This is a genomic window from Flavisphingopyxis soli (assembly GCF_007995095.1).
GTDB lineage: Bacteria > Pseudomonadota > Alphaproteobacteria > Sphingomonadales > Sphingomonadaceae > Flavisphingopyxis > Flavisphingopyxis soli.
The window spans coordinates 687,176-713,929 of the sequence record NZ_VOPY01000001.1 but is presented as its reverse complement, the minus strand read 5'-3'; the positions used below and the strand labels follow the sequence as shown (position 1 = coordinate 713,929).

The 26,754-nt window shown below is 63.3% G+C and carries 22 protein-coding genes; 13 read left to right on the top strand and 9 right to left on the bottom strand.

Going from position 1 to position 26,754, the window contains the following annotated elements:
* The first annotated feature begins 5 nt into the window (after nucleotides 1-5).
* Entirely contained in the window at nucleotides 6-1,355 is a 1,350-nt protein-coding gene (locus FSZ31_RS03425) for a M28 family metallopeptidase (RefSeq protein ID WP_408021643.1), read from the top strand.
* Nucleotides 1,356-1,359: 4 nt separating this feature from the next.
* Here FSZ31_RS03425 and FSZ31_RS03420 read toward each other — a convergent pair whose 3' ends face one another.
* Both FSZ31_RS03420 and ctrA read right to left on the bottom strand, forming a co-directional pair.
* Entirely contained in the window at nucleotides 1,360-2,316 is a 957-nt protein-coding gene (locus FSZ31_RS03420) for a CorA family divalent cation transporter (protein ID WP_147121629.1), read from the bottom strand.
* 99 nt (nucleotides 2,317-2,415) lie between these two features.
* Nucleotides 2,416-3,129, bottom strand: coding sequence for a response regulator transcription factor CtrA (gene ctrA / locus FSZ31_RS03415; protein WP_147121628.1), 714 nt, complete (start codon nucleotides 3,127-3,129; stop codon nucleotides 2,416-2,418).
* A 212-nt stretch (nucleotides 3,130-3,341) separates the two neighbouring features.
* On the opposite strand from ctrA, the gene FSZ31_RS03410 reads away from it, so the two are divergent.
* Nucleotides 3,342-4,040, top strand: a complete 699-nt coding sequence (locus FSZ31_RS03410) for a pirin family protein (RefSeq protein WP_147121627.1) — start codon at nucleotides 3,342-3,344, stop codon at nucleotides 4,038-4,040.
* Here the strand turns inward: FSZ31_RS03410 and FSZ31_RS03405 are convergent.
* Entirely contained in the window at nucleotides 4,037-5,386 is a 1,350-nt protein-coding gene (locus FSZ31_RS03405; RefSeq protein WP_236643638.1) for an HD-GYP domain-containing protein, read from the bottom strand. The two genes, FSZ31_RS03410 and FSZ31_RS03405, sit on opposite strands and share 4 nt — an antisense overlap.
* Nucleotides 5,387-5,553: 167 nt before the next feature.
* Between FSZ31_RS03405 and FSZ31_RS03400 the strand changes: the two genes are divergently transcribed.
* The 4 genes from FSZ31_RS03400 (at nucleotide 5,554) to FSZ31_RS03385 (ending at nucleotide 7,958) form a co-directional block, all read left to right on the top strand.
* A complete protein-coding gene (locus FSZ31_RS03400) occupies nucleotides 5,554-6,231 on the top strand; it encodes an RluA family pseudouridine synthase (protein WP_147121625.1) in 678 nt (225 codons plus the stop codon).
* Nucleotides 6,212-6,613 (top strand): alternative ribosome rescue aminoacyl-tRNA hydrolase ArfB, encoded by a 402-nt coding sequence (gene arfB, locus FSZ31_RS03395; RefSeq protein ID WP_147121624.1) that lies wholly within the window; start codon nucleotides 6,212-6,214, stop codon nucleotides 6,611-6,613. The genes FSZ31_RS03400 and arfB overlap by 20 nt, the downstream gene beginning before the upstream one ends.
* A gap of 46 nt (nucleotides 6,614-6,659) precedes the next feature.
* Nucleotides 6,660-7,166 carry a GAF domain-containing protein gene (locus tag FSZ31_RS03390; protein ID WP_147121623.1) on the top strand — a complete coding sequence of 169 codons (507 nt, stop codon included), beginning with the start codon at nucleotides 6,660-6,662 and terminating at the stop codon, nucleotides 7,164-7,166.
* A gap of 120 nt (nucleotides 7,167-7,286) precedes the next feature.
* Nucleotides 7,287-7,958: a hypothetical protein gene (locus tag FSZ31_RS03385; protein ID WP_147121622.1), complete on the top strand. Its 672-nt coding sequence runs from the start codon at nucleotides 7,287-7,289 to the stop codon at nucleotides 7,956-7,958.
* A gap of 87 nt (nucleotides 7,959-8,045) precedes the next feature.
* Here the strand turns inward: FSZ31_RS03385 and fghA are convergent, their stop codons facing one another.
* The 5 genes from fghA to FSZ31_RS03360 all read right to left on the bottom strand — a co-directional run bounded on the left by fghA (nucleotide 8,046) and on the right by FSZ31_RS03360 (nucleotide 13,227).
* Entirely contained in the window at nucleotides 8,046-8,900 is an 855-nt protein-coding gene (gene fghA, locus FSZ31_RS03380; protein WP_408021639.1) for an S-formylglutathione hydrolase, read from the bottom strand.
* Complete coding sequence (locus tag FSZ31_RS03375; protein ID WP_161595929.1) at nucleotides 8,897-10,156, bottom strand: MgtC/SapB family protein; 1,260 nt, start codon at nucleotides 10,154-10,156, stop codon at nucleotides 8,897-8,899. The genes fghA and FSZ31_RS03375 overlap by 4 nt, the downstream gene beginning before the upstream one ends.
* Nucleotides 10,157-10,184: 28 nt before the next feature.
* On the bottom strand, nucleotides 10,185-10,562 hold the full coding sequence (locus FSZ31_RS03370; protein ID WP_147121619.1) for a VOC family protein: 378 nt from the start codon (nucleotides 10,560-10,562) through the stop codon (nucleotides 10,185-10,187).
* A 14-nt stretch (nucleotides 10,563-10,576) separates the two neighbouring features.
* On the bottom strand, nucleotides 10,577-11,683 hold the full coding sequence (locus FSZ31_RS03365) for an S-(hydroxymethyl)glutathione dehydrogenase/class III alcohol dehydrogenase (protein ID WP_147121618.1): 1,107 nt from the start codon (nucleotides 11,681-11,683) through the stop codon (nucleotides 10,577-10,579).
* A 164-nt stretch (nucleotides 11,684-11,847) separates the two neighbouring features.
* The gene (locus tag FSZ31_RS03360) at nucleotides 11,848-13,227 is read right to left on the bottom strand and encodes an L-serine ammonia-lyase (RefSeq protein ID WP_147121617.1); all 1,380 of its coding nucleotides are present in this window, start codon (nucleotides 13,225-13,227) and stop codon (nucleotides 11,848-11,850) included.
* Between the two features lie 113 nt (nucleotides 13,228-13,340).
* Between FSZ31_RS03360 and FSZ31_RS03355 the strand changes: the two genes are divergently transcribed.
* Nucleotides 13,341-16,778: an amidohydrolase family protein gene (locus FSZ31_RS03355; protein ID WP_147121616.1), complete on the top strand. Its 3,438-nt coding sequence runs from the start codon at nucleotides 13,341-13,343 to the stop codon at nucleotides 16,776-16,778.
* An 18-nt stretch (nucleotides 16,779-16,796) separates the two neighbouring features.
* On the top strand, nucleotides 16,797-18,380 hold the full coding sequence (locus FSZ31_RS03350) for a phytoene desaturase family protein (RefSeq protein WP_147121615.1): 1,584 nt from the start codon (nucleotides 16,797-16,799) through the stop codon (nucleotides 18,378-18,380).
* Nucleotides 18,381-18,398: 18 nt separating this feature from the next.
* On the opposite strand, the gene FSZ31_RS03345 is transcribed toward FSZ31_RS03350, so the two are convergent.
* The gene (locus tag FSZ31_RS03345) at nucleotides 18,399-19,046 is read right to left on the bottom strand and encodes a PilZ domain-containing protein (protein WP_328592387.1); all 648 of its coding nucleotides are present in this window, start codon (nucleotides 19,044-19,046) and stop codon (nucleotides 18,399-18,401) included.
* A 201-nt stretch (nucleotides 19,047-19,247) separates the two neighbouring features.
* Between FSZ31_RS03345 and FSZ31_RS03340 the strand changes: the two genes are divergently transcribed.
* From FSZ31_RS03340 to FSZ31_RS03320, 5 genes are all read left to right on the top strand, one after another.
* Nucleotides 19,248-21,395, top strand: a complete 2,148-nt coding sequence (locus FSZ31_RS03340; protein ID WP_147121613.1) for a TonB-dependent receptor — start codon at nucleotides 19,248-19,250, stop codon at nucleotides 21,393-21,395.
* A gap of 639 nt (nucleotides 21,396-22,034) precedes the next feature.
* Nucleotides 22,035-23,363 (top strand): site-specific DNA-methyltransferase, encoded by a 1,329-nt coding sequence (locus FSZ31_RS03335; protein WP_236643637.1) that lies wholly within the window; start codon nucleotides 22,035-22,037, stop codon nucleotides 23,361-23,363.
* Nucleotides 23,363-24,148 carry a DUF5681 domain-containing protein gene (locus FSZ31_RS03330; RefSeq protein ID WP_147121611.1) on the top strand — a complete coding sequence of 262 codons (786 nt, stop codon included), beginning with the start codon at nucleotides 23,363-23,365 and terminating at the stop codon, nucleotides 24,146-24,148. The genes FSZ31_RS03335 and FSZ31_RS03330 overlap by 1 nt, the downstream gene beginning before the upstream one ends.
* Nucleotides 24,145-25,083 carry a hypothetical protein gene (locus tag FSZ31_RS03325; protein WP_147121610.1) on the top strand — a complete coding sequence of 313 codons (939 nt, stop codon included), beginning with the start codon at nucleotides 24,145-24,147 and terminating at the stop codon, nucleotides 25,081-25,083. The genes FSZ31_RS03330 and FSZ31_RS03325 overlap by 4 nt, the downstream gene beginning before the upstream one ends.
* 358 nt (nucleotides 25,084-25,441) lie before the next feature.
* A complete protein-coding gene (locus tag FSZ31_RS03320; protein WP_147121609.1) occupies nucleotides 25,442-26,719 on the top strand; it encodes an NAD(P)/FAD-dependent oxidoreductase in 1,278 nt (425 codons plus the stop codon).
* The last annotated feature ends 35 nt before the right edge of the window (nucleotides 26,720-26,754 follow it).

Below are 26,754 nucleotides of genomic sequence, written 5' to 3'. Positions count from 1 at the left end.
CCATGATGAAAAAATCCGCACTCACCGCCGTCCTCGTTTCGCTGTCGCTGACCGCGTGCGCCATGCCGACCGAACCGCGCGTCGAATATCTCGGCCCCGCAGCGAGCCCTCGCCCAACCGCGATCGCCAGCCCAGCGCGCCTGCGCGCCGACGTCGAAAAGCTCGTCTCGTTCGGCACCCGCCATACCTTGTCGAGCGCGACCGATCCGGTCCGCGGCATTGGCGCGGCCCGCAAATGGGGTTTTGAGGAGTTCGAACGGATTTCGGCGGCGTGCGGCGGCTGTCTCGAGGTCACGACGGTCAAGCGCCGGATGACCGGGCCGCGGATCCCCGACGGTGTCGAGATCGTCGATGTGCTGGCAACGCTGCGCGGCACGGGCGATCCCAACCAGGTCGTGCTGATTACCGGCCATATCGACAGCCGCGCGAGCGACGTGATGGACGCGGCCAGCGACGCGCCGGGCGCCAATGACGACGGCTCGGGCACCGCGTTGGTGATCGAGGCGGCGCGACTGCTGAGCAAGCGGCGGCACCACGGAACCATCGTCTTTGGTCTTTTGACCGGCGAGGAACAGGGCCTGTTCGGCGGGCGGCTGATTGCCGAACATGCCAAGGAACAAGGCTGGAATGTCGTTGCGATGCTCAACAATGACATCGTCGGCGGGACCCACGGCCAGAATGGCAGCATCGTCGATGACCGCGTCCGGGTGTTTAGCGAAGGCATTCGCGACGCCGAGGACCTCACGGCGCAGAAGGTCCGCCGCCAGAACGGGGGCGAGGACGACGGCCCCAGCCGCGCGCTGGCCAAGGCCGCAATCCGCGCGGCGCACCTGAGCCGCAGCCCGCTCGAAGTGCTGGCGGTCCGCCGGCCCGATCGGTTCGGACGCGGCGGCGACCATTTGCCCGCGCTCGAATACGGCTTTCCCGCGATCCGCTTTTCAGTCGGCGTCGAGGACTACGACCACCAGCACCAGGATGTCCGCGTCGAGAACGGGATCAAGTACGGCGACACCGTCGACGAAATGGACTTCGCGTATCTCGCGCGCGTCACCAACCTCAACGTCGCGCTGGCCGGCGAGCTTTCCGACGCGCCGCCACCACCCGCCACGGTGACGCTCGAAGGCGCGGTCAGCAGCGATACGACGGTTCGCTGGATGCCCGTCGCCGGCGCCGATCATTACCGCGTCTACTGGCGCCGCGCCGATCGCCAGATCTGGTCCGACCACCGCGACACCAAGGCGACCGAACTGGTCCTGAAGGACGTCATCGTCGACGACAATTTCTTCGGCGTGGCGAGCGTCGCGGCCAATGGCGAGGAAAGCATCGTCGCCTTTGGCGGCCAGGCGCCGCGCTGATCGCCTAGCGTTCGCCCAGCCAGTGGCGCCGCGCGAACCAGCCGAGCAAGGATAAGGTGATCGCCGCGCAGACGCCCAGGATGATCCAGAAACCCTGGATATCCTGTTCCCAGGGAACGCGCGTGTTCATCCCGAACAGTCCGGTGATGAAGGTCAACGGCAGGAAGATGAGCGCGACGATCGACAGCAGCAGCGAGCGCCGGTCCAACTGCTCGGCGCGCAGGTCGGTGAGCTCCTCGGAAATCAAGGCGCTGCGCTCTCGCACCGACTCAAGCTCTTCGGCCATCCGTGCAAACCGGTCCTGCGCCGCGCGGAGATGCTCACGATCGTCCTTCTCGACCCATTCGGCCGAGGTGGTCGCCAGCGCTTCAACTGCGTGCAGCTGCGGCACGATAAAGCGACGATAGGCGATCGCTTCCGACCGCGCTTTCGCCACGCGCCGCCGTACCGCATGCGCGCGCTTGGCATCGAGCCGCCCCTCGCAGAAATCGATCGTGTCGCCAAGATCGCCAACCTTGGGATCGAGCCGTTCGGACATGTCGCGGGCGAATTCGGCGAGCAAGTCGCCGGGCGTCGTGATCTCACTCGCCAGGAAGCATTCGACGACGGGTTCGAGCGAAGCGCTCGTGCGAAAGCTGACCGACATGATGCGCCCTGCCGCCGCCCAGAACCGGATCGAAGTCAGCGGATCGGGATCGTCGTCGGGCGTCGCGCCAAGCCCACGCAGGTTGACCAGCGCACCTTCGTCGACGAATTCGGTTCGCGGGCGGGTTTCGCGCGCAATCAGCGCGCCGCGTACGGTTTCGGGCAGGCCCGACTGGCGCGCGAGCCACGCCTTGTCGCCCTCATCGCGCCCATCGAGGTGAAGCCAGGAAAATTCGTCTTCGGTTGAAAGGTCGCGTGCCTTTGCGCCCTGCGTTTCGACCGGCTTGCCGTTGACGATCTGGAGGAGCCGCGCCATCACCGCGAATTAAGGCGAATCGGCGAAGCTGGCAAAAGAAAAGAGCCGGCAGGATTGCTCCTGCCGGCTCCTGCCCCCCCGGGTAGGGTCTCGTGAAACTCAGGCGACGGCGGCGACTTCGATCTCACCGTCTTCGGCATCGACGTCGCGCAGGACATAGCCGCGGCCCCAGACCGTCTCGATGTAGTTTTCGCCACCGCATGCGAGGCTCAGTTTCTTGCGCAGCTTGCAGATGAAGACGTCGATGATCTTGAGCTCGGGCTCGTCCATCCCGCCATACAGGTGGTTGAGGAACATTTCCTTGGTCAGCGTCGTGCCCTTGCGCAGCGAAAGCAGCTCGAGCATCTGGTATTCCTTGCCGGTCAGGTGGACGCGGTTGCCGTCGACCTCGACCGTCTTGGCATCGAGATTGACCGCCAGCTTGCCGGTGCGGATGACCGATTGCGAATGGCCCTTCGAGCGCCGCACGACCGCCTGGATCCGCGCCACCAGCTCTTCGCGGTGGAACGGCTTGGTGACATAGTCGTCGGCGCCGAAGCCGAAGCTGCGGACCTTGGAATCCATTTCCGAAATGCCGCTGAGAATGAGGACCGGCGTCTGCACCTTGGCGACGCGCAGTTTCTTGAGCACGTCATAGCCGTGCATGTCGGGCAGATTGAGGTCGAGCAGGATGATGTCGTAATCGTACAGCTTGCCGAGATCGAGGCCCTCTTCGCCGAGGTCGGTCGTATAAACGTTGAACCCCTCGGTCGACAGCATGAGTTCGATGGCCTTGGCCGTAGTCGGCTCGTCTTCGATCAAAAGAACGCGCATCGTCTAACCCCTTTTCCCCGGTCGGCAGCCGCGTTACCGCGCTTCGCCTGACCCGTGTGAATTGTTAACCATGAAAGCTATGAAGGCGAAAGGTTAATTTTGTCTTTAATCCTATGAACAAAAAGTTGACGCGGGCAGCGCCTCCCGCCGCTCTTGCACCTGTTGGCGCCGCCCCCATCTTGCTTTCTTGCGATTTGCCAGAAGGACTTGCGATGATCGAACGACGCCCATTCGACAGTCTCGGCCATGCCGACCATGGCTGGCTCGACGCCCGACACCACTTCAGCTTTGCCGGTTACCATGACCCCGCACGGATGGGCTGGGGCGCGATCCGCGTATGGAACGACGACGCTATCGGACCGCGATCGGGCTTTCCGCCGCATTCGCACAACGACATGGAAATCATCACCTATGTCCGCACCGGCGCGATCACCCATCGCGACAGCATGGGCAACGAGGGACGCACTGCCGCTGGCGATGTCCAGGTGATGAGCGCCGGCACAGGCGTCACGCACAGCGAGTTCAATCTCGAGGACGAAACGACGACGCTGTTCCAGATATGGATCCTGCCATCGCGTGGCGGCGTGCCGCCCGCCTGGGGCCAGCGCGAATTTCCCGCAGGCGATCGATCGGGCCAGTTCGTTACCCTGGCGAGCGGGATCGATGGCGACGAAGACGCGCTTTCGATCCGCGCCGATGCCCGGGTCGCCGGGGCGACGGCGGCAAAGGGCGAGACCCTGGTCTATGACACGGCGCGTAGCCGGCATGTCTATCTGGTGCCGGCGACGGGGCGGATCCGTATCGACGGCATTGAGTTCGGCCCGCGCGACGGGGCCGCGATTACCGACGTCGATTCGCTGTCGATCGAGATACTCGAAGACGCCGAAATCGTTCTCGTCGATGCGCTCTAGCTGCTGAAAGCGGCCTCGGTCGCGGCCGATCCCGCAACAACCGCAGTCAGCGCTTCGAAACAGCTCCGATCGATCGCCTTGTCGACCTCGCTCGCCATGATCGACAGCGCCTTTTCGGGCGTCATCGCCTTGCGATACGGCCGGTCGGCGGTCAGCGCATCGTAGAAATCACACGTCGTGATGATGCGGGTTTCAAGGCTGATTGCGTGCTCGTCGAGACCCAGCGGATAGCCCTTGCCGTCGAGCCGCTCGTGATGGGCCGCGGAAATCGGTGCCATGTCGTCGAACGCCGAGATCCGCCCGAGGATCGTCTGCGTGTGGGCGGCATGGTCGCGCATCACGACCCATTCGTCGTCGTCGAGCTTGGCCGGCTTGTCGAGGATCGTGTTGCTGACGCCGAGCTTGCCGATGTCGTGGAGCAAGGCACCCCGCACCAGCCAGCGACGCTTTTCTAGCGGGTAATCGAGCGCGATCGCGAGGCGCAGCGCATAATCGGCGACGCGACCGCTATGGCCCGCCGTATAGGGGCTTTTCGCATCGACGACTTCACCGAAAGCAAAGGCGATATCGTCAAGATAGTCCTCGTCGACCGCGATCATGGCGTGCGCGGGTTCCAGCGCGAACAGCGTCAACTCGATATCGTCGGCCGACAGCGCCTCCCAGAAGCCCGGCCGCGCCTGGACCTTTTCGAACAGCATGACGAGTGCGGGATCGAACCAGCTCCCGCCGTGCGAGACGATTTCACGCAGCGCGATGGCGGGACCGCCGGCATGGTGGAAGACGTCGGCGACCTGCGCGAGCAACGCGATGCGCGCGTAGAGCGGTATCGCATCGCCGGCCAGACCCAGCGGCTTGCCTGAACCGTCCCAATGTTCGTCGAGCGAGCGGATCCCGTCGGCGACCGCGTCGGAAAAGCGCAGCTGCTTGGCGATATCGGCACCACGCGTGCAGCGCGTCTCGATCAGCTGGCGCGAATATTCGGGTCCGTTGCGCAATATGTCGAGGATCGCGAGCGGGCGCTTGATCAGTCCTGCATGGGTCCCGGTATGCGAGAAGACGAACTTGAGGACATCGCCAAGGTCGCCGGTGACGAACTTGAAGTCGCGTTTGAAGCTGCGGTCGTCGGTCTGGTAAAGTTCGCAAATTCGCGCGGCGTTGCTGCTGCAGCCGAGATCCTTGAGCAGCACGGCGTAATAGAGGTCGGCAAAAGCCTCGTCGGGCAAGCCGAGCTCCTGCGCGATCTGGCACGCGATCCAGCAGGCACGCACGCAATGCCCCACGGGCTGGCCTTCGGTGATGTCTAGCGCATAGCTGAACGCACCAAGGATTTCCGCGCGTGATATCATTTGCTTGGCAGGGGACTGGGTAAAACTCTCGTGGGCCAGGTGCATCGTGGGTGCCTTCTGCAAGCTCGAAATCTATTTCACCAAACGCCTAGGTGATCAGGTCTGACGATTGCGTAAACGCACCGTCGACCCTTCCCATCGGGCCGCGTTCCTGCCAGAGGAGCGCCATGCTATCCGACCGTGTCCTGTTCATCGATGGCGAGGCGATAATCCTCGACAAGCCGGCCGGCCTGCCCGTCACGCCGCCGGTCAATGGCGGCATGAGCATCGAGAATTATCGCGAGATGCTGTCGTTCGGCTTCCATCGCTGGCCCAATGCGGTCCACCGGCTCGACCGCGACACCTCGGGCTGCCTGCTCCTGTCGCGCAACCCCAAGGCGATGAAGCGTTTCCAGCGCGCCTTCGAGGAACGCCGCGTCGCCAAGCGCTATGTCGCCGTCCTCGACGGCATTCCGAGCGGCGATGGTGGCACGATCGACCTCCCGCTCGGCAAGGTCTCGACGCGCGAAGAAGGCTGGCGGATGGTCGGCGATCCGGCGGGCAAGGCAGCGGTGACGCACTGGATGCTGTTGCGCGTCCTCGACAATCGCGCGCTCGTCGCCTTCACGCCGGAAACCGGCCGCACGCATCAGATCCGCGTCCATGCCGCAGAGGGCCTCGGTGTCCCCGTCGTCGGCGATCCGGTCTACGGCAGCGGCACGCTGGGCAAGAACGGCATCATGCTGCTGCACAGCGAATGGATCCGCGTGTCGCGCGACGGCAAGCCGCCGGTCGAAGCACGTGCACCTTTGCCCGCAACCTTCATCAACGCCGGATTTGCCGACGATGACGTACCGCCTCCCTGACAGCGCCTGCAGCGAGAGCTTCCTCGCCGCGTCGGGGCCCGGCGGGCAGAACGTCAACAAGGTCGCCACCGCGTGCCAGCTGCGCGTCGCGGTATTCTCGCTAGGCCTGTCGCCCTCGGTCTATCAACGGCTCAAAACGCTCGCCGGGTCGAGACTGACGAGCCAGGGCGAGCTGATCATCACCGCGCGCCGCTTTCGCAGCCAGGAATCGAACCGCGAGGATGCCCGCGCGCGTGCCGAGACGCTGATCGCCAAGGCGCATGTCCGCCCTGCAGTCCGCCGCAAGACCAAGGTCAGCCGCGCCGCCAAGGCACGCCGCGTCGACAGCAAGAAAAAGCGGGCGACGGTCAAATCCGGGCGTGGCAAGGTCCGGCTGGACTAACGCGTGCGCCGCCCCATCTAGGACCCCCAATATACTAGGAATGACCATGTTCGACTTTGCCATCGATACCGAAGACCGCAGCACTTTCTATGCCGAACTCGCCGACGCGGCCGACGCGCTGACCGCGGGCGAAAGCGACGCCATTGCCAATATGGCCAACGTCTCGGCGCTGATCTGGCAACTGGTGCCACGGCTCAACTGGGCCGGTTTCTATCGGCTGGTCGGCCCAAACAGCGGAAACGACAGTAACGGCGAACTCGTCCTCGGCCCGTTCCAGGGCAAGGCCGCGTGCATCCGCATCCCGCTCGGCAAGGGGGTCTGCGGAACCGCAGCTGCCGAACACGCCACCCAGCTGGTCGACGACGTGCACAGCTTCGCCGGTCACATCGCGTGCGACGCCGAAAGCCGCGCCGAGCTCGTCGTGCCCGTCGTCACCAATGGCCGGCTTGTCGCAGTGCTCGATCTCGACAGTCCCGAACCCGGCCGCTTCGACGCCGAGGATGCGACCGGCATCGAACGGCTCGTAGCCCGCATCGCCGATCGGCTTGGCTGACCCGAATCGGGACTCTCGGGCGCGAAACGCTCGCCTTGGAACGATTTTCTTGATAAACGCGGCGTTAACATTTTGCGCCGTCCAGTTCGCCTGGGAGCGCCTGTTATCAGGGGATTAACCATGCGAAGCGCTTTGTTGCTGGGAGTTGCCGCCGTTGTCGTGCTGTGGGCCAATCCCGTCCACGCCGACGATTCGCCGCGCGTCGTGATCGTTCAGCGCGGCGTGGACTATGGCCTGGCGCCCCCCGTCGATGCGCGCGTTTACACCGGTCGCGACGATCGCCAGATCACCGAGGCCGACTATCGCGAGCGGTGGACGGGCGGTTGGGAGGGCCAGTGGGCGGCCGATGGCACGTCGTATAACGGCACCTTTCGTGGCACCTACCGGCCCGATACCGCTTATGGTTATGGCGATGCCGATCCCTATCGCTACGGCTACGGCTACGCTGACGAACGCGTCGCTGGCGATGATGTCTATTACGCTCAGGTCGACGACTATCGCGGCGCGCCGCGCTACGCGCAAAGCAGCTATGATGCGCGCGAGATGGAGCGCCTCTGCGGCGGCGACGCCACCGTCGGCGGCGCGGTCGCTGGCGCCGCGATCGGCAGCGCCGTCGACCGCCAGCGCTGCGAGGCGTGGCGCGCAGGCTATCCCCGTACGCGCCGCGTCATGGCACGCGGTTCCGCCTATCCGGGTTACGGCTATGCCTATCCCGCTTATTATTATCCGACCGCACCTGCCGTCGTGACGACGGTGATCATCGAGGGCGGCGGGACGGTCGTGGTGAGATAAGCCTGGTCGATCGAGCTGGGTCGCCAAAAGACATCAAGCATGGCAAGCTGGGCGGCGGAGCAATTCGCCGCCCCTTTTTCGTGCCGCTCAGACGTTCAGGCGCGCCGCGTGCCAGGCGACATGCTCGGCCATGAAGGTCGAGATGAAATAGTAACTGTGATCATAGCCTTCTTGCAGGGTGAGCGTCAGCGCGATCCCCGCCCGTTCGCACGCCTCGCGCAGCAGTCCGGGACGCAGCTGCTCGTCAAGGAACTGGTCGGCGCTGCCCTGGTCGACCAACAACTCGTCCACCCGCGCCCGGTCTTCGATCAAGGCAACCGCGTCATACGCGCGCCAGGCATCGCGATCGTCGCCGAGATAGGCACCGAGCGCCTTGTGTCCCCAGGGAACCTGCGACGGCGCGACGATCGGCGCGAGCGCACTGATCGAGCGATAGCGACCGGGATTGCGCAGGCCGATCGTCAGCGCGCCGTGCCCGCCCATCGAATGGCCCATGATCGATTGCCGCGCGCCATCGACGGGAAAATGCGCCGCGATCAGCGCGGGCAGTTCGTCCTCGATATAGCTGCGCATGCGGAAATGCTGTGACCAGGGCGGCTCGGTCGCATCGACGTAGAAGCCTGCACCCTGACCGATATCGTAGCCCTCGGCATCGGCCACGCCAGCGCCGCGCGGGCTGGTGTCGGGGGCGACGAAGACGATGCCGTACTGCGCACATGCTGCCCGAAATTCGCCCTTTTCGGTAACATTCGAATGATCGCAGGTGAGGCCCGAGAGATAGGTCAGGACGGGAAGCTTATGCGTGGGCCGATGGTCCGGAACGAACACCGAAAAGGTCATCGGCGTGCCGGTGGTCTTGCTTTCGTGGCGATAGACGCCCTGGATCCCGCTATGGCTTTTCGTCTCGCTCAGCGTTTCGATCATCGATTCCCGTCCCATCATAATTGCGTCCAGCCGACCGCCAGGCTGGCGATCAGGACCAGCGTGCTTGCGGTCAGCGCGATCGCGGCGCTGCGCCCCTTGCCGCGCGCATAAGCGAGCGTCACACCGATCTTCACCGCCATGTTGGCAACCACCGTGCCGCCGATCGCGATCGCTGCCAAGGCCGCACCGATCGCTTCGGGGCGCAATCCTCCCGCGGTGACGATCGAGGCATCGACGTCCATCGATCCCATCAGGAACAGCAGCAGCGCGATCCCCTGTTCGCCGAACTGGCTTTCGGCCCAGCGTGCGCCGACCGCCGCGATGGCGACGAAGGCTAGGAAGCCAAGCGCGGGGACGAGCGCGATCGGATTGCCGGGAGGGGCACCGCCCTCGCTTTTCTCGGCGCGACGATAGAGCCAGATGCCCGCAACCCATGCGACGATGAGCGCGGGTGAAATAACGATCGCGAAGGGCAACAGCATCCGCGGCGCGAGCACGGCGACAAGGACAATGACGCGCAGATACATGACCGCAGTCGCCAGCGCGATGCCCGCTGGCTCGGCGCTACCGCCCTCGCCCGCGCCCAGCCGCTGCGCGAGCGACTGGGTCACTGCGGTCGAGCTGTAGGCGCCGCCGATGACCGCGGTCGCGATCGTCCCGCGCTTGGCACCGAAGACGCGGTTGGCGACATAACCGATGAACGAAAAACCCGTCACGAGGATCACGACCCACCATAGATGCGCCGGGTTCCACGCATCGTAAGGGCCCATGTTGCGATTGGGCAGGAACGGCAGCACCGCCAGCGCGATCACCGCATAGCGCGCGAGCGCGCGAATATCCTTTTCATCGAGCCGCGCGACGAAGCCGTGCAAGTCCTCGCGCAGCGCGAGAATGACGACGACGATCGCGCTCGCCGCCAACGCCAGCCCGATCTCGCCGCTTCCGGCGAGAAAGGACGCCGCTATCGTGGCCATCGCGGCAACCGGGCTGGTCGCATCGGCGCGCGTCTTGAGCTGGGGTGCGTAAGCGAACGCCAGCGCCGCGACGAGGCCGGCGACCAGGGCCCCGGCAACGATTGGCTGGGCCGCCCCGACGAGACCGGCGATTGCGCCGACCAGCCCCATCAAGGTGAAGGTTCGCACGCCCGCAACGCGCGTACCGTCGCGCTCCTTGCGCAGGCTGAAACCGCGCTCGATCCCGACGAGCGCGCCGATCGCCAGCCCCGCACCGAGGCGGACCGCTTGGTCGGCCCACGGTTCGAGACCGGAAATCATCGGCGCGTCGATCGTGCCCGAATCGCGATCACGCGACCCGTTTGAGGGCGCACAACTTGTTGCCGTCGGGATCGCGCAGATAGGCGAGATACAGCTGAACGCCGCCGCCTTCGCGAATGCCCGGGGGATCCTCGATCGCGGTGCCGCCATTGGCGACGCCGGCCTTCTCCCACGCGTCGGCCTGTTCGGGCTCCATCGCGAAACCGATCGTACAGCCGTTGCCGTGCGTCGCGGGCTTGCCGTCGATCGGCGGGGTGACGAGGAACGATGCGCCGTTATGGCGATAGGCGATCCGGCCCTTGGGATCGATCACCCCCGGCTTGGCGTCCATCGCGGCGAAAATCGCGTCGTAGAATTTTTTCGAACGATCAATGTCGTTCGAACCGACCATCATATGGCTGAACATTGGCGCTTCCTTCTTCAGTAAACCACGACGGAGCGGATGCTCTCGCCGGCGTGCATCAGGTCGAAACCCTTGTTGATCTCGTCGAGCGAGAGGACGTGGGTGATCATCGGGTCGATCTCGATCTTGCCGTCCATATACCAGTCGACGATCTTGGGCACGTCGGTTCGTCCGCGCGCACCGCCGAACGCGGTTCCGCGCCAGTTGCGCCCGGTGACGAGCTGGAACGGGCGCGTCGCGATTTCCTTGCCCGCCTCGGCGACGCCGATGACGATGCTCGTCCCCCAGCCCTTGTGGCAGCATTCGAGCGCTTGGCGCATGACGGTCGTGTTACCGGTGCAGTCGAAGCTGTAATCGGCGCCGCCGTCGAGCATCGCGACGAGGTGCGCGACGACGTCGCCGACTTCATTCGGATTGACGAAGTCGGTCATGCCGAACTTGCGGCCCCAGTCTTCCTTGTCGCCGTTGAGATCGACGCCGACGATCCGTCCCGCACCCGCCAGCCGCGCGCCCTGGATAACGTTCAGGCCGATCCCGCCGAGGCCGAAGACGACGACATTGTCGCCGGGGCGCACGTCGGCGGTATTGATCACTGCACCGACCCCCGTCGTGACGCCGCAACCGATATAGCAGGCGGGCTGGAACGGCGCGTCCTTGCGGATATTGGCCACCGCAATTTCGGGCAGGACGGTGAAGTTCGAAAAGGTCGAACAGCCCATGTAATGGAAGATCGTCTCGCCCTTGTACGAAAAGCGCGACGTGCCGTCGGGCATCACCCCGCGCCCTTGCGTCTCGCGGATCGCGCTGCACAGGTTGGTCTTGCCCGAGAGACACATTTTGCACTGGCGACATTCGGGCGTGTAAAGCGGGATGACATGGTCGCCGGGCACGACGCTGGTCACGCCCGCACCGATTTCGCGCACGATCCCGGCGCCTTCGTGGCCGAGCACGCTGGGGAACAGGCCTTCGCTATCGAGCCCGTCGAGTGTGTAGGCATCGGTATGGCAAATGCCCGTCGCCATGATCTCGACGAGCACCTCGCCCGCCTTGGGCCCTTCGAGATCGAGTTCGACGATCTCGAGCGGTTGCTTGGCTTCGAAGGCAACGGCGGCACGCGTTTTCATGGGATAGACGTCCTTTAGTGATTCCTGGCTTTGCACTCGCGCTCAGGCTGAGCTTGTCGAAGCATTGGGTGCGCGGGGCAAGTGCGGGATATTCAAAGCCCTTCGACAGGCTCAGGGTGAGCGGTGTGGAGGTAGGCGACGGTTGCACGGCATTGTCAGTGCAATCAACACTCGACCACGCTCACCGCCAAGCCGCCCTTCGACGTTTCCTTGTATTTCGATCGCATGTCGCGCCCGGTGGCGAACATTGTCGCGATGACCTTGTCGAGGCTGACCATGTGCGTGCCGTCGCCGATCATCGCAATGCGCGCAGCGTCGATCGCCTTGACCGCGCCCATCGCATTGCGCTCGATGCACGGGATCTGCACGAGCCCGCCGATCGGATCGCAGGTCAGGCCGAGATTATGCTCCATGCCGATCTCGGCGGCATTTTCGATCTGCGCATTGCTCGCGCCGAGCGCGGCGGCGAGCCCCGCGGCGGCCATCGAGCAGGCGACGCCGACCTCGCCCTGGCAGCCGACCTCGGCGCCCGAAATGCTCGCATTGCGTTTGTAGAGCGCGCCGATCGCGCCGGCGGTGAGCAGGAAAGTGCGCACGCCTGCTTTGTCACCATCGTAGAATTTCTCGTACAGGCGGATCACCGCGGGGATGATCCCCGCCGCGCCATTGGTCGGCGCGGTGACGACCTGCCCGCCCGCCGCGTTCTCCTCGTTGACCGCCATCGCCCACAGGTTGATCCAGTCCATCGCGGCCATCGGATCGTTGGCACGGCGCAGCCGCTTTTCGTCGAGATCGTCGGCGATCTGAGGCGCACGCCGTTTGACGTTGAGCCCGCCGGGGAGGATGCCGCCCGAGCAACAGCCGCGATCGATCGAGGCCGCCATCGCTGCGGCGACATGGTCGAGCCGTGCCTCGATATCGCCGTCGGGATCGCGTGCACGCTCGTTCGCCATGACGATTTCGGCAAAGCTCAGCCCCTCGCGCTCGCCGATCGCGAGCAGCTTTTCGCCCGAGCAGAAATCGTACGGGACGGGCACATCGGTCGCAGCGCCGCTGGTTGCGTCGTCGATCTCGTCCTCGTTGACGACAAAGCCGCCGCCGATCGAATAATAGGCGCGCCGCACGAGGCTGGAGCCGTCGTGATCGAACGCTTCGAACGCCATCGCATTGCTGTGATATTTCTGTTTCTGGCGCGTGTTGAAACGGATGTCGCGCGCCGGATGGAAGGCGACGTCGCGCCCGCCCATCAGCGGCAACAGCCCCTCGGCATTGGCGCGCGCCCAATGGCCTGCGATCGCTTCACCGCTCGTCGTATCGGGACGCTCGCCGGCGAGCCCGGCGGCGACCGCGGTGTCCGATGCATGGCCCTTGCCGGTCAGCGCGAGCGAGCCGTAGAAATCGACCACGAGATGCGCGACGCGATCGCTGAACCCGTTTTCTGCGAGCCATGCGCCAAAACGCCCGGCCGCGACCATCGGCCCGGTGGTGTGCGAGCTCGAAGGGCCCACGCCGATCTTGAACAGTTCAAATACGCTAATCGCCATGGCGCGCGTGGTAGCGCGTCGTGCGCGTCGGCGCGAGACGCAATTTCCTTGCGCGCCTCGTTTTGGCTGCCACTATGTCCGGCAAACGCAAATCATATCCCAGGGGAAATTCTATGCGCCGTTCTGTCACACTCTTGCTCGCCACAGCCGCTTTCGTCGCCACGCCGGCATTCGCGCAGCTGCCGCCCGAACAGCAGGACAAGCCGGTCGAACAGACGCAGGCGCCCGAGAACGAAGTCCTCGACGCCGAGGCCAAGCCCGTTGCCCTGCCCGTCCCCGGCAGCGGCACGCCCGCGCCCGCCGCGCAACAGGCCGTCGCGCCAACCGCGGCACGTGATACGTCGAAATGGGATGTCGATAATCCTCCCTACGGCACGATCCGCCAGGTCGCGATCCACACCGACCAGGGCAGCTGGATGGATGTCGATGTCAGTCCCGACGGCAAGCGAATCGCCTTCACGCTGCTCGGTGACATTTATACGATGCCGATTACGGGCGGCACGCCGACGCGAATCTCTTCGGGCATGGCGTGGGAAGTCCACCCACGCTGGTCGCCCGACGGCAGCCGGATCGCCTTTACCTCCGATCGCGGCGGCGGCGACAATATCTGGATCATGAACGCCGACGGCAGCGACAAGCGCCCCCTGACCAACGAAAAATTCCGCCTGATGAACCAGCCGAGCTGGTCGCCCGACGGCCGCTATATCGTCGCCAAGAAGCATTTCACCACCGGGCGGTCACTCGGCACCGGCGAGATCTGGCTCTATCATGTCTCGGGCGGCAGCGGCATCCAGCTCGTCAAGCGGCCCAACGAATCGTTCCAGAAGGAACTGGGCGAGCCGATCTATGCGCCCGACGGCAAGCACATCTATTTCACCAAGAACGTCACTCCGGGCAACACCTTCATCTATGCGCAGGATTCGAACGGCGACCTGTTCGACATCCTCGAATACGACATCGATACCGGCAAGACCGAGACCGCGGTATCGGGCCTCGGCGGTGCAGTGCGTCCGACGCCATCGCCCGACGGCAAGATGATCGCCTTCGTCCGCCGCGAGGAGACCAAGTCGAAACTCTACGTCAAGGACCTCGTCTCGGGCGAGGAGCGCAAGATCTACGACAATCTCGACCAGGACGTGCAGGAAACCTGGGCGGTCACCGGTGTCTATCCCAATATGGACTGGACCCCCGACAGCAAGTCGATCGTCTTCTGGGCCGGCGGACACATCAACCGCGTCGATGCCGACGGATCGAACGCGCGCGTCATTCCCTTTGCGATCAACGACACGCGCGGCGTGATCGATGCGCCGCATCCGGTGATCGACGTCGCTCCCGCCAGCTTCACCACCGCGATCCCGCGTTTTGCCGCAGTCTCGCCCGACGGACGCCAGGTCGTCTTCGAAACGCTCGGCAAGCTCTACGTGAAATCGCTCAGCGGCGGCTCGGCAAAGCGGCTGACCAACGACGACAGCGGCCTCGAATTGTATCCCGCCTGGTCGCGCGACGGACAGTCGCTCGCCTTTGTTCGCTGGACCGATGCGGGCCTCGGCCGCATCGTCGTGACCGGACCGAACGGCGGCAAGGCGCGCAATGTGACCAGTCAGCCGGGCCATTATGCGCGTCCGCAATTCTCGCCCGACGGCAAGACGATCGTCTTCGAAAAGCGCGAGGGCGGCTATCTCACCTCGGGGCGCTGGTCCGAAGATCCGGGCGTCTATCGCGTTGCCGCATCGGGCGGCACGCCTAGCCTCATTGCCAAGGGCACCGCCGAGCCTCAGTTCGGCGCGACGAGCGACCGCGTCTTCATGGTCGCCAGCGACGACGGCAAGCAGCAGCTGATCAGCACCGACATGAATGGCGAGACGCGCCGCGTCCACGCGGCGGGCGAACTGGCGAGCGACTTCATCGTTTCGCCCGACGGCGAATTCGTCGCCTTCAAGCAGAATTACGAAGCCTATGTGATGCCGATCCTGCCCGGCACGCAATCGGTCGATGCATCGATCGGTGGCAACGCGCTGCCGACGACGCGCGCGAGCAAGGGCGGGGCCGAGTTCATCAACTGGTCGATGGACGGCAAGCGGCTGAACTGGTCGATGGGGCCGACGCTCTACACCGTCGATCGCGCGGCGATGTTCACGCTCGCACCGCCGCAGCCCGACGCGCCCAAGGACGCGCTGCCCGCCTTCACCCCCCCGACGCGCGGGGTGTCGCTGGCGATGACCGAACGGGCCGACAAGCCGACCGGGACCTACGCGCTGACCGGCGCGCGGATCGTGACGATGGCGGGCTACGATCAACAGGTGAAGGACGGCGCGATCATCGATGACGGCGTGATCGTCGTTTCGGGTGACCGCATCGTCGCGGTCGGCCGGCGCGGCGAAGTGCAGATCCCGTCAGGCGCGAAGACGATCGACGTCAGCGGCAAGACGATCATTCCCGGCCTCGTCGATGCGCATGCGCACGGCGCGCAGGGTGAGGACGGGCTGGTGCCGCAGCAGAACTGGTCGCTGGTCCAGAACCTGGCGCTCGGCACGACGACGATCCACGATCCGTCGGCGAGTTCGGACGAGATCTTCCACGCGTCCGAAATGCAGCGTGCAGGCAAGCTGCTGGGCCCGCGCATCTTCTCGACCGGAGAGATCGTCTATGGTGCCAAGGCACCGGGCATCTATGCCGAGATCAACAGTTATGACGACGCGCTCGCGCACATCCGCCGGATCAAGGCGCAGGGCGGCCATTCGATCAAGAACTACAACCAGCCGCGCCGCGAGCAGCGCCAGATGGTCGTTGCCGCGTCGATCGCCGAGAATATGGAGGTCGTCGCCGAGGGCGGCTCGCTCTTCGGCATGGACATGACACTCGTCGCCGACGGCAATTCGACGCTTGAGCATAACGTCCCGCTGATGGTGTTCTACGACGACGTCGTCCAGTTCTTCGGCCAGTCGACCACCAACAACACGCCGACGCTCGTCGTCACTTATGGCGGGCTGGCAGGCGATCCCTATTGGCGTCAGGCGACCGACGTGTGGAAGAACCCGCTGCTGATCCACACTCCGCCCGCGATCCTGCGCGCCGCCACGGTGCGCCGGACCAAGGCCCCCGAAGAGGATTTCGTCGACGACGACAATGCCCGCGAGGCGCACAAGCTCGCCAATGCCGGGGTCAAGATCGCGATCGGTGCGCATGGCCAGCAGGCAGGCATCGGATCGCACTGGGAAATGTGGTCGTTCGTTCGCGGCGGTTACACGCCGGTCGAAGCGCTCGCAGCGGGCACGATCGTCTCGGCGCGCTCGCTGGGGATGGACAAGGACATCGGCAGCATCGAGCCCGGCAAGCTTGCCGATCTCGTCGTCCTCAACGCCGACCCGACGACCAACATCCGCAACTCGGACCAGGTCGCCGAGGTCATGCTTGGCGGGCGCCTCTACGATTCGCGCACGATGAACGAGGTCGAGACGGGCAATGCCAAGCGCCTGCCCTATTATTGGGAAGGGACTTCGGACGGTGGTCGGACATCGGTCGGGATGGGGCATGGCGATGGCGGTGATTGATTGGCAGGGATGACTGCTATGACGGGCACGCCCGACGCAATCATTGTCGGTGGCGGGCATAACGGATTGGTTTGCGGCCATTATCTCGCGCGCGCGGGACTGCGCGTGCGTATTCTGGAAGCGCGATCGATCGTCGGCGGGGCGGCGGTGACCGAGGAATTCCATCCCGGTTTCCGCAACTCGACCGCGAGCTATACCGTTAGCCTGCTTCAGCCCAGGGTGATCGCCGACATGGCGCTCGAACGCCACGGCTATCGCGTGATCGAGCGGCCGATCGCGAATTTCCTGCCGCTGCCCGACGGCGATTACCTCAAACTCGGCGGCGGACTGGCGGCGACGCAGGCCGAGTTCGCGCGCTTTTCCAAGGCCGATGCGCAAGCCCTGCCCGCCTATTACGCGATGCTCGAAGGCGTCGCCGACCGGCTGCGCGCACTCGCGCTCGAATGCCCGCCCAATATCGGCGGCGGCTGGCGCACGATGGTCGCGGCGTGGCGCCAGGGCCGGCCGATCGCCAAGTTGCCGATCGAGGCGCAGCGCGACATGATCGACCTGTTCGCCAAATCTGCACGGCAGTTGCTCGACCAATGGTTCGAGAGCGAGCCGGTCAAGGCCGCCTTTGGCTTCGATGCGGTGGTCGGCAACTACGCCAGCCCCGATACGCCGGGCAGCGCCTATGTCCTGCTCCACCACGTCTTCGGCGAGGCCAACGGGACCAAGGGCGGCTGGGGCCATGTCGTTGGCGGCATGGGGGCAATCACGCAGGCGATGGCACGCGCATGTGAAGACGCAGGCGTCGAGATCGTCACCGATGCGCCGGTCGCGCGCGTCCTGGTCGAAAACGGCCGCGCGGTCGGGGTGCGCCTGGCCGATGGCAGCGAACAGCGCGCGGCGCGGATCATCGCCAATGTCGGGCCGAAGCTGCTCTACGAACGATTGTTCGACCCTGCCGACCTGCCCGCCGATTTCCGTCGCCGCATCGCCGGTTTCGCGGTCGGATCGGGCACCTTCCGGATGAACGTCGCGCTCGATGCGCTGCCCAGCTTCAGCGCGCTGCCCGGTGATGGCGAGCATCTGCGCGCGGGCATCGTCATGGCGCCGAGTCTCGATTACATGGACCGCGCCTATTGCGATGCGAAGCTCAACGGCTGGTCTAAAGACCCGATCGTCGAAATGCTGATCCCGTCGATCATCGACGACAGCCTCGCCCCGGCTGGCCAACACGTCGCCAGCCTGTTCTGCCAGCATTTTGCACCAACCTTGCCCGACGGTCGGTCATGGGACGACGAGCGCGAGGCCGCTGCCGATGCGATTGTCGCGACGGTCGAGCGCCATGCCCCCGGCTTTACCGCCTCGATCATCGCGCGCCAGATCCACTCGCCGCTCGATCTCGAGCGCAAGTTCGGATTGATCGGCGGAGATATCTTCCATGGCCGGATGACGCTCGACCAATTGTGGTCGGCGCGCCCCGTGCTCGGCCATGCCGATTATCGCGGGCCAGTCGCCGGTCTCTACATGTGCGGTTCGGGATCCCATCCCGGCGGCGGTGTGACCGGTGCCCCGGGTCATAACGCCGCGCGGGTTATCGTCGCCGATGCGCGCTAAGCGGCCTGGAAATCAGCGCTAGATCGAAACCATATCGCTGAGGCTGCGGCGAAATTCGCGGCTGCTCGCCCAGTCGGCGAGACGCTCGACCGGAATCGGATGCTCGAGTTCGAGCCCGACGAGATCGCTCGCCTTCCACTTCACCACGGCGTTCGACCTGACCAGGCCTTCGATGTCGATCGTGACGTCCTCACCGCGGATCAGGGCGTCGCCGCCCAAGAGCTTGATACCCGATGTCGAAATGTCGAGGATCGTCATCGGCAGCTTCGCCCGGCCGAACGTCACCGTCGCCGTGGCATCGATTTCGAGCCGCGGTGCGCGATAGCTGTATTCGGGCTGTGCGGTATCGAAAATCTTCTGCAGATCGATCGGCGTTTCGAACGCCAGTCCGGCGAATCGGTCTTCGATCCATTTGACGCTCGCAAAAACCGTCCGGCCGCCCTTGAATTCGACGCAGACGCGATCATCGACCGCGACGGTACCGAACAACCGCACCTTCATGCCGGTTTCCGAAACGTCACGAACGATGCACAATGACTGGCTTTTTTCGCCGATCAGCCGGGCCGATTGCAAAAGAGTCCGGAAACGGGGCGCCGCACGATCTTCCCCGACGCCGTCATTACCCGGTGGGGGCTGGCCATAGGATTCATGCCGGATCGCAGACAAAAGCCGTCCTTTCGCTTGATAGATCGCATGATTGGTAGTCGCGAGGCGTTAACAAGGCATGATTTTTGTGCCTGCCGTGCCGACCGATTGACCTTTCGACGAACCGGGCGGAAGCGCCGCCGAAATGTCATATGTGATGTTGTAACATTCGTTATTTCCGCCTAGTGCGCGTTCGTCCAATATCTTTTCCGAAAGACATCCATGTACGCCAAGCCTCTGAGTTCGACTCTCGCCCTCGCCATTGCCCTGTCGCTTCCCACCGCTGTCTTGGCGCAAACTGAGGGTGCCGCTGCACAGGCACCCGGCGACGCACCTGCTGTCAAAGGCGACTTTCATGACAACGGTCCGGCCATCGTCGTCGTCGGCAAGGCCGGCGCGCGACCCGATTTTCTGTCGGGCGTCGATCAGCTCGACAAGGCCGAGTTGACGCAGGCGATCCGCCCGTCGCTTGGCGAGACGCTCGCCCATTCGCCCGGCGTCTCGGCAACCTCGTTCGGCCCCAGCGCCTCGCGCCCGATCCTGCGCGGCCTGCAGGGTGAGCGCGTCCGCGTCCTGACCGACGGAATCGGCGCGATCGACGTGTCGAATACTTCGGTCGACCATGCCGTCGTCGTCGACCCGCTGCTCGCCGAGCGAGTCGAGATCCTGCGCGGTCCGCAATCCTTGCTTTACGGTTCGGCCGCTATCGGCGGGATCGTCAACGTCGTGTCGAAACGCATTCCCCGGCGCGTCCCCGACGAGCCGATCCATGTCGATGCGCTGGCATCCTATGGCAGCGCGGCCGACGAGCGCTCGATCGCGGCTGCCGCGGACGTCCCCGTCAGCGACCGCATCGTCGTTCATGCCGATGGCAGCTATCTCAAGACCGGCGACATCCGCATTGGCGGCTATGCACTCTCGCCCGAAGCCCGGCGCGAGGCGCTCGCCACCGCTGCGCTGCTCGGCCCGCCCGATCCCGCCAATCCCGATGCGATCGATTTCGCCGCCAACGCCGCTATCAAGGGTCGCCTGCCCAATACCGCGAGCGAGACCTGGACCGCGGCAGTAAGCGCCGCCTATATCGGCGACGGCGGCAATTTCGGCCTCGCCTACAGCCATTACGACAGCCTTTATGGCGTCCCGGTGCGCTATGCGACGCGCCCGGGCCAGGACCAGGAGGCGCCGCGCCTCGCGCTCGCCCAGGACCGGATCGACGCGCGCGCCGAAATCGACGCGGGCGGCGCGCTGATCGACCGGATCGCGATGCGCTATGCCTATGCCGATTATCGCCACAGCGAGCTGGCCCGCGACGGTGCGGTCGGCACGACCTTCTACAACAAGGGCATGGAAGGGCGGATCGAACTCGTCCAGGCGCTGCGCGGCGGCTGGACCGGGACCAGCGGCGCGGCCTTCAACCTGCGCGATTTCAACGTCGTCGGCGACGAGGCCTTCCTGCCCGCCAATACCACCGCCAATGTCAGCCTGTTCAGCGTCCAGCAGCTCGACCTCGATCCGGTCAAGCTCGAAGCCGGCGCGCGCTTCGAACATGTCACCCTCGCTTCGCAGCCGACCGCGACGCAACTGCAGTTCTTCGACGGCACGAAGCGTTTCGAGACGCTGTCGGCCTCGCTCGGCGCGTCATACGCCGTCACACCCGACTGGCGGATCGGCCTCAACCTGTCGCGCGACGAACGCGCGCCGGCAGCCGAAGAGCTGTTCGCCAACGGCCCGCACGCCGGCACCCAGACATATGAAATCGGCAATCCCGGCCTGAAGGTCGAAAAAAGCTGGGGGATCGAGGCGCTGCTGCGCGGCGGCACCGACGATTACCATTTCGAACTGTCGGCCTATCACACCTGGTTTTCGAACTTCGTCTACGACGCGCAAACCGGCGCGGTGATCGACGGCCTGCCGGTCTTTAAGAACACGCAAGGCAACGCCCGGCTTTACGGCTTCGAGGCGCAGGCGTCGGCGGTCGTGGCGCGCTTCGGCGACAGCCGCGTATCGCTCGACGGGCTTGCCGACCTCGTTCGCAATCCGATCGACGGCGTCGGCACCGCGCCGCGCATCCCGCCGCTGCGTTTGCTCGGCGGCATTGCCTTCAACGCGCCCAGATTCGACCTGCGCGGCGAGGTCGAATGGGTCGACAAGCAGACCCGCATCGCCGATTTCGAGACCCCGACCGCAGGCTATACGCTGACCAATATAGAGGCCAACTGGCGTCCATGGGGAAGCGATCGGCCGGTCACGCTCGCACTGTCGGCGAACAACATCTTCGACGTCGATGCGCGCCGCCATTCGTCATACCTCAAGGACTTCGCCCCGCTGTCCGGCCGCGATATCCGCATCAGCGCGCGAATCAGCCTGTAGCGAATGCGCGGCACGGCGCTGGCCGAAAACCACGGCTGTCCTGGCGTGCGGGGATTGAGCCAAGCGGCGCTTCGGCGCGGCTGTGTGTCGGGACATGAGCCATGGCGGACGGAGCGCCTGGGAATTTCACCAGAACCGTCCGCCGGACGGTTCTGGTGAAATGGTGCGCGACGCAGTCCGGAGTGAACCGGTCTCACCGCGGTTTTCCCTGCTTAATAGGGAATCTACAGGGAAATCACCTTTTTCAGGACCCAATCGCGCTCCTAGCGACCGGCCAGATCCGCAGAAAATCGATGTTAACGGGTCTAATTTCCCTACGCGCGGAACAGGGAATTTTCATGTGCGCTGCAGTGAATTCATATTCTGGAACAGCGAACTCGCGCCGGGTGAAACAGGCAACCGTCGTCAAGGGTCAGGGCGATCAGTTATTGGTGATCGGGTCGCCAAAGCGTCTCTGGTTTAACTAGACGCACCTCCAAACCGTGGTGTCGCAATGCAGCGTTGTCATCGATCACTTTGCGATTGACCGTGCATTTTGTACGATGTATGTTCCGGATAAGGACTATATTTGTTCCTCTGGTTCAGCTATAAGCTGCTGGCGCACTTTGGTCTGTGCGCTCTATGCAGGGGGCAGGACACGTGGCAGCAACAGGCATTATCGAGCGAGCAATAACTTCGCTCCAGCCTTATCCGCGCAACGCGCGAACCCATTCAAAAAAACAGATCAAGCAGATCGCATCTTCCATTGAGCGGTTCGGGTTCACCAACCCGGTGCTGATCTCGGATGATGGCGAAATCATCGCAGGGCATGGTCGGGTCGAAGCAGCAAAGCTGCTAAAGTGGAAGTCTGTTCCAACGCTCGCGCTGTCGCATCTCTCCGCGACCGAACGGCGCGCTTATGTGCTCGCGGACAACAAGCTCGCGCTTAATGCAGGATGGGACACGGAGATCCTTGCCATCGAACTGCAGGCGTTGGTTGACCTGGAGTTCGATGTCGAGTTGACCGGCTTCAGTTTGGCCGAGGTCGACTTTGTGATCGAGGAGGCAGGTGATGCCGATCCTGATGCCACCGACGCGCCGGAAGATGCCGTTGAATTTGCTTCGGGCACACCTGTCACGCGCCGCGGCGACATCTGGCAACTTGGTCGTCACCGCTTGATCTGCGGTGATGCCAGAAGCGCGATAGACTTCGGGATGCTCATGGAAGGAGCCAAGGCCGATCTCGTTTTCACCGATCCGCCGTACAACGTGAAGATTGACGGCAATGTATGCGGCCTGGGCTCAGTACGTCACCGCGAGTTTGCCTTCGCCAGTGGAGAAATGAGTCGCGCGAAGTTTACAGAGTTTCTCGGCGAGACCCTAGGCAACGTAGCTGCCGTAATGCGCGACGGGGCGATCGCCTATGTTTGCATGGACTGGCGGCACATGGGCGAGTTGCTTAGCGCAGGCTACGAAGCGTTCACCGAACTCAAGAACCTGGTAGTTTGGAACAAGACCAACGGCGGGATGGGGGCGTTTTACCGCTCGAAGCATGAGCTCATCTTCGTGTTCAAGCAGGGAACTGCCGAACACACCAACAGCTTTGGACTGGGTCAGACAGGCCGGTACCGTACCAACGTTTGGGATTATGCCGGCATCAGCTCGATCGGCGCTGGACGATCTGATGAGCTCGCCATGCACCCCACGGTCAAGCCAGTCGCAATGATCGCCGATGCCTTGCGCGATTGCTCGCGACGCGGCGAAGTGGTACTCGATGCGTTCGGTGGTTCCGGCTCGACTCTGATTGCAGCCGAGAAGACCGGACGCTTGGCGCGCCTCATCGAATATGATCCGCTCTACTGCGATACGATCGTTCGGCGCTGGGAAAACTACACCGGCAAACGCGCCACGCTGTCTGGAACGAAAGATACTTTCGAAGGACTCACCGAGACGCGACTTGGCATCGATCTCGCCAGCGAGGCCGCCTGATGGCCCGGCATTCTCCGCGTGAGGACGGACAGTACGTGGTCGGCTACGGCAAGCCACCTACCCAGCACCGGTTCCAGAAGGGTCGCTCAGGCAATCCAAAGGGCCGGCCGAAGGGCTCAAAAAACATTGTTCCTCCGGGGCAAGGCCTCGACTTCGGCAGCCAGCCGGCCAACCGCATGCTCCTCGAGGAAGCCTACCGCACGATTACCGTGCGCGAGGGCGAAAAGACCATCGAGCTTCCCGTCATCAAGGCGGTGTTTAGGTCGCTCGGTGTCTCGGCAATGAAAGGCAATCGTCTCGCGCAATCGACGATGGCTGAGCTCGTTCGAGGAATTGAGGACGAGGATCGCAAGCTTCGCGTGGATCACTTCGCGACCGCTGTCGAATACAAGTGGAACTGGGAGCAAGCGATCGAGCGTGCGCGCGAACGAGGACTACCTGAACCTCAACCGCTCCCCCACCCAGACGATGTCATCATTAATACTCGCACCGCAGAAGTGCACTACGAGGGGCCGATCACGCCCGAAGAGAAGAAGCGCTGGGATCGCCTTCTGGAATTTCGCGATGAACAACAGGAAGAGGTCACGAACTTCGCCACTGGCTACCGTCAAGCAAGGCAGAGCCGGGGACCGGATACAAAGTCTCTGAGCTCGCTGGCGGGCGACTGGAAGCGGGCTGTCGAGCTCTACGACAAAATAAACGGCCCGCTACCCGAACGCTATCAGAAGCGTCTCACCGACAGGTTCCATCCAACCATTACGGATGATCATGGTGACAAACCATGACTCCTCGCCCCGTCAAATTATCTCAGGCAATTCGCCGCGAACTGGACCTGACGAAAGGAGACCAGATCGTGGTAGCCGCAGTCGTCCAAATCGGGCTGGAGGACGTCGACCGCTACGCCCACCTTGGCATCCGCATGGAGCAAGGCAGTATCATTGCTGGTAAGGCTGCGCCTCCTCCGCGAAGTTGCGGCGCGCAGGCGCGCCGGAATCTCGACGGGTGGGAGGACAAACGTAGAGATCTTCAAAAAGAATCCCGCGAGATATCCAACTGGGCGCCGAGCTGGAATGGAAGCGGTTATCACCTCGTCAGCCGAACGGTTGAAGCCTGGCCGGTCGAATATCATTCCGCCAAGCTGCTAACCCTATCAGCGGTCGTGTTGAGGTCGCCGATCGAAGAAAAATTCTCCGTTCGGTTCCGAGTTGATCAGCCCCTCGCTCGTGACAATGCCAACTTTGAGCGTGATCTTGCTTTCAACCTGCGCCTCCTTCGTGAAGCGGTAGGTGATGCGCACGTCTACAGCGCCGACTTCACCGAGGATGACTTTGCCAACATACAAGCGGTCGGTTGGGAATTTTTGCCGCGCGGTTCGTGTGAGGAGGTATTGAAGCGACTAGCCACCGGCAGGAGCTCCAACGATGCCAGGATGCAGGTCGCTGCAGACAGAATACGCGTGCTCGATCGCCTTGAACATGACGGCTACATTGTTGGTTCAGGAATGTTCGCGCAGTATTTCGGCGCAAAATTTGGTGCCCGCCTAGTGGCACTCGAGAACCTTGAATATGGAAATGCGCTTTATCTGTTCGAAGAGAACTGGGAGGCTTTGACTAAGCTCAGCCGCACCGAGCTCATCAAACGCCGCGACCCAAGCGTTCACCGCATTCCCCATGTCCGGGGATGGCAATCAATGCTCCGCAAGTTGTTGGAGAAAATGTGACCGCTTTGCGCCCTTATCCGGTCATTGCCGACGACGTTGCACGTCCCCGAAAGCGGATCGTCCGCCATTCTTGACGCTGGCTAGACCGTAATGTCGGGAATTCGGTGGGCAGCGGACATTCGTAAAAGTCGGCGAGCCCTATGTGTGGATTAGCCGAGGCTAAACGCGCCGATTAGCCTCCTCGCCGATCGCAATTGGTACTAATTCCTGAGAGGTCGATTGTGCTAGCGTATCATCGCGAGCGGCTATGGGAGGGCAGGAGTGTGTTAGCTGAAAAGTCAAAGCTATACCCCCCCTTCCCCTGCAAACCGAACCTTCAAATAATATGATTCTGGGCGCACCTGATGTAAGATGAGGCATGAAATTAGATCCGAACGTTTCGCTCTGGCAAAGCAGTTGTGTGGAGCGTCTGTCCTCACGCCCGCTGGCAAGCCATATCAGCACCGATTTGGTCATCATTGGGGGCGGGTTTACGGGGGTATCTGCCGCTCTTGAGGCGGCACAAGCAGGTACGTCTGTCTGCCTTCTCGATGCACGGGAGGTCGGATTTGGTGGCTCCGGGCGTAACGTTGGGCTTGTGAATGCCGGGCTGTGGTTGCCTCCCGAGCGCGTATGTGACCAATTGGGTAAGCGTGCAGGTGCGAAATTGGTCGATGTCTTAAGTCGCGCACCTGATGACGTGTTCGGCCTCATCGACCGTCACGCGATCGACTGCGAAGGCACTCGTGGCGGTACATTACATTGCGCCCACTCACCGTCAGGGCTCAAGGATCTTAGAGACCGGTTCAATCAAGGGCTAAGCCATGGCGCACCGTACCAACTTCTGAACGAAGAGGAGACGAGCGAGCGAACCGGTTCTTATCGTTTCTTCGGCGCAATGTTCGATCCGCGCGCTGGAACGATACAACCCTTGTCGTACTGCAGGGGACTTGCTCGGGCGGCGCAAACACACGGCGCGGGAATCTACGAACACTCGCCGGTAATATCGATCACACACAAAAATGGGACTTGGCACGTCGGGTGCGCGGACGGGTCCGTAGTTGGAAATTCATTGCTGATTGCGACCAATGCCTATCAGGTCGGAATGGAAGATATACTCCGTCCCAACTTCACCAAAGTCAGCTATTTCCAATGTGCAACGCCGCCCCTGCCCGCAGCCCAGTTAGCAAAAATACTGCCAGGTGGTGAAGGATGCTGGGATACTGCGTTGGTTATGTCGTCATTCCGAAAGGACGAAGCAGGGCGACTCATTATCGGTGGCGTCGGTCGTTTGGATAGCCCTGCCCACCAGATTCATCTGAATTGGGCTCGCAAAAAAATAACCGAGCTGTTTCCGGAATTAGTCATTGATCAGTTCGACTATCACTGGGCCGGCAATATCGCGATGACATCGGACCATATTCCGAAGATCTTCGAAGTAGGTCCAAATGCGCTAGCCTGTTTCGGTTACTCAGGTCGAGGCATCGGGCCCGGAACGGTCTTTGGGGCTGCAGCATCTCGCGCCTTACGGGAGAATGACTTTGCCCATCTCCCGATTGAACCCATTACAAAATATGCCGAGCGGTTTTCGTCGTTAAAGCGCCATTATTATGAAGCCGGCGCATTGGTTTCGCATGCGTCTGGCATCAATATTTAGCGAGGCAATCTGCAAACCATCGATAGCGTCTGAAC

Excerpts from the sequence above, each read along its gene's own strand:
- FSZ31_RS03425 (WP_408021643.1), top strand. The coding sequence starts at position 6 with ATGAAAAAATCCGCACTCACCGCCGTCCTCGTTTCGCTGTCGCTGACC.
- FSZ31_RS03420 (WP_147121629.1), bottom strand. The coding sequence starts at position 2,316 with ATGGCGCGGCTCCTCCAGATCGTCAACGGCAAGCCGGTCGAAACGCAG.
- ctrA (WP_147121628.1), bottom strand. The coding sequence starts at position 3,129 with ATGCGCGTTCTTTTGATCGAAGACGAGCCGACTACGGCCAAGGCCATC.
- FSZ31_RS03410 (WP_147121627.1), top strand. The coding sequence starts at position 3,342 with ATGATCGAACGACGCCCATTCGACAGTCTCGGCCATGCCGACCATGGC.
- FSZ31_RS03405 (WP_236643638.1), bottom strand. The coding sequence starts at position 5,386 with ATGATATCACGCGCGGAAATCCTTGGTGCGTTCAGCTATGCGCTAGAC.
- FSZ31_RS03400 (WP_147121625.1), top strand. The coding sequence starts at position 5,554 with ATGCTATCCGACCGTGTCCTGTTCATCGATGGCGAGGCGATAATCCTC.
- arfB (WP_147121624.1), top strand. The coding sequence starts at position 6,212 with ATGACGTACCGCCTCCCTGACAGCGCCTGCAGCGAGAGCTTCCTCGCC.
- FSZ31_RS03390 (WP_147121623.1), top strand. The coding sequence starts at position 6,660 with ATGTTCGACTTTGCCATCGATACCGAAGACCGCAGCACTTTCTATGCC.
- FSZ31_RS03385 (WP_147121622.1), top strand. The coding sequence starts at position 7,287 with ATGCGAAGCGCTTTGTTGCTGGGAGTTGCCGCCGTTGTCGTGCTGTGG.
- fghA (WP_408021639.1), bottom strand. The coding sequence starts at position 8,900 with ATGATGGGACGGGAATCGATGATCGAAACGCTGAGCGAGACGAAAAGC.
- FSZ31_RS03375 (WP_161595929.1), bottom strand. The coding sequence starts at position 10,156 with ATGATTTCCGGTCTCGAACCGTGGGCCGACCAAGCGGTCCGCCTCGGT.
- FSZ31_RS03370 (WP_147121619.1), bottom strand. The coding sequence starts at position 10,562 with ATGTTCAGCCATATGATGGTCGGTTCGAACGACATTGATCGTTCGAAA.
- FSZ31_RS03365 (WP_147121618.1), bottom strand. The coding sequence starts at position 11,683 with ATGAAAACGCGTGCCGCCGTTGCCTTCGAAGCCAAGCAACCGCTCGAG.
- FSZ31_RS03360 (WP_147121617.1), bottom strand. The coding sequence starts at position 13,227 with ATGGCGATTAGCGTATTTGAACTGTTCAAGATCGGCGTGGGCCCTTCG.
- FSZ31_RS03355 (WP_147121616.1), top strand. The coding sequence starts at position 13,341 with ATGCGCCGTTCTGTCACACTCTTGCTCGCCACAGCCGCTTTCGTCGCC.
- FSZ31_RS03350 (WP_147121615.1), top strand. The coding sequence starts at position 16,797 with ATGACGGGCACGCCCGACGCAATCATTGTCGGTGGCGGGCATAACGGA.
- FSZ31_RS03340 (WP_147121613.1), top strand. The coding sequence starts at position 19,248 with ATGTACGCCAAGCCTCTGAGTTCGACTCTCGCCCTCGCCATTGCCCTG.
- FSZ31_RS03330 (WP_147121611.1), top strand. The coding sequence starts at position 23,363 with ATGGCCCGGCATTCTCCGCGTGAGGACGGACAGTACGTGGTCGGCTAC.
- FSZ31_RS03325 (WP_147121610.1), top strand. The coding sequence starts at position 24,145 with ATGACTCCTCGCCCCGTCAAATTATCTCAGGCAATTCGCCGCGAACTG.
- FSZ31_RS03320 (WP_147121609.1), top strand. The coding sequence starts at position 25,442 with ATGAAATTAGATCCGAACGTTTCGCTCTGGCAAAGCAGTTGTGTGGAG.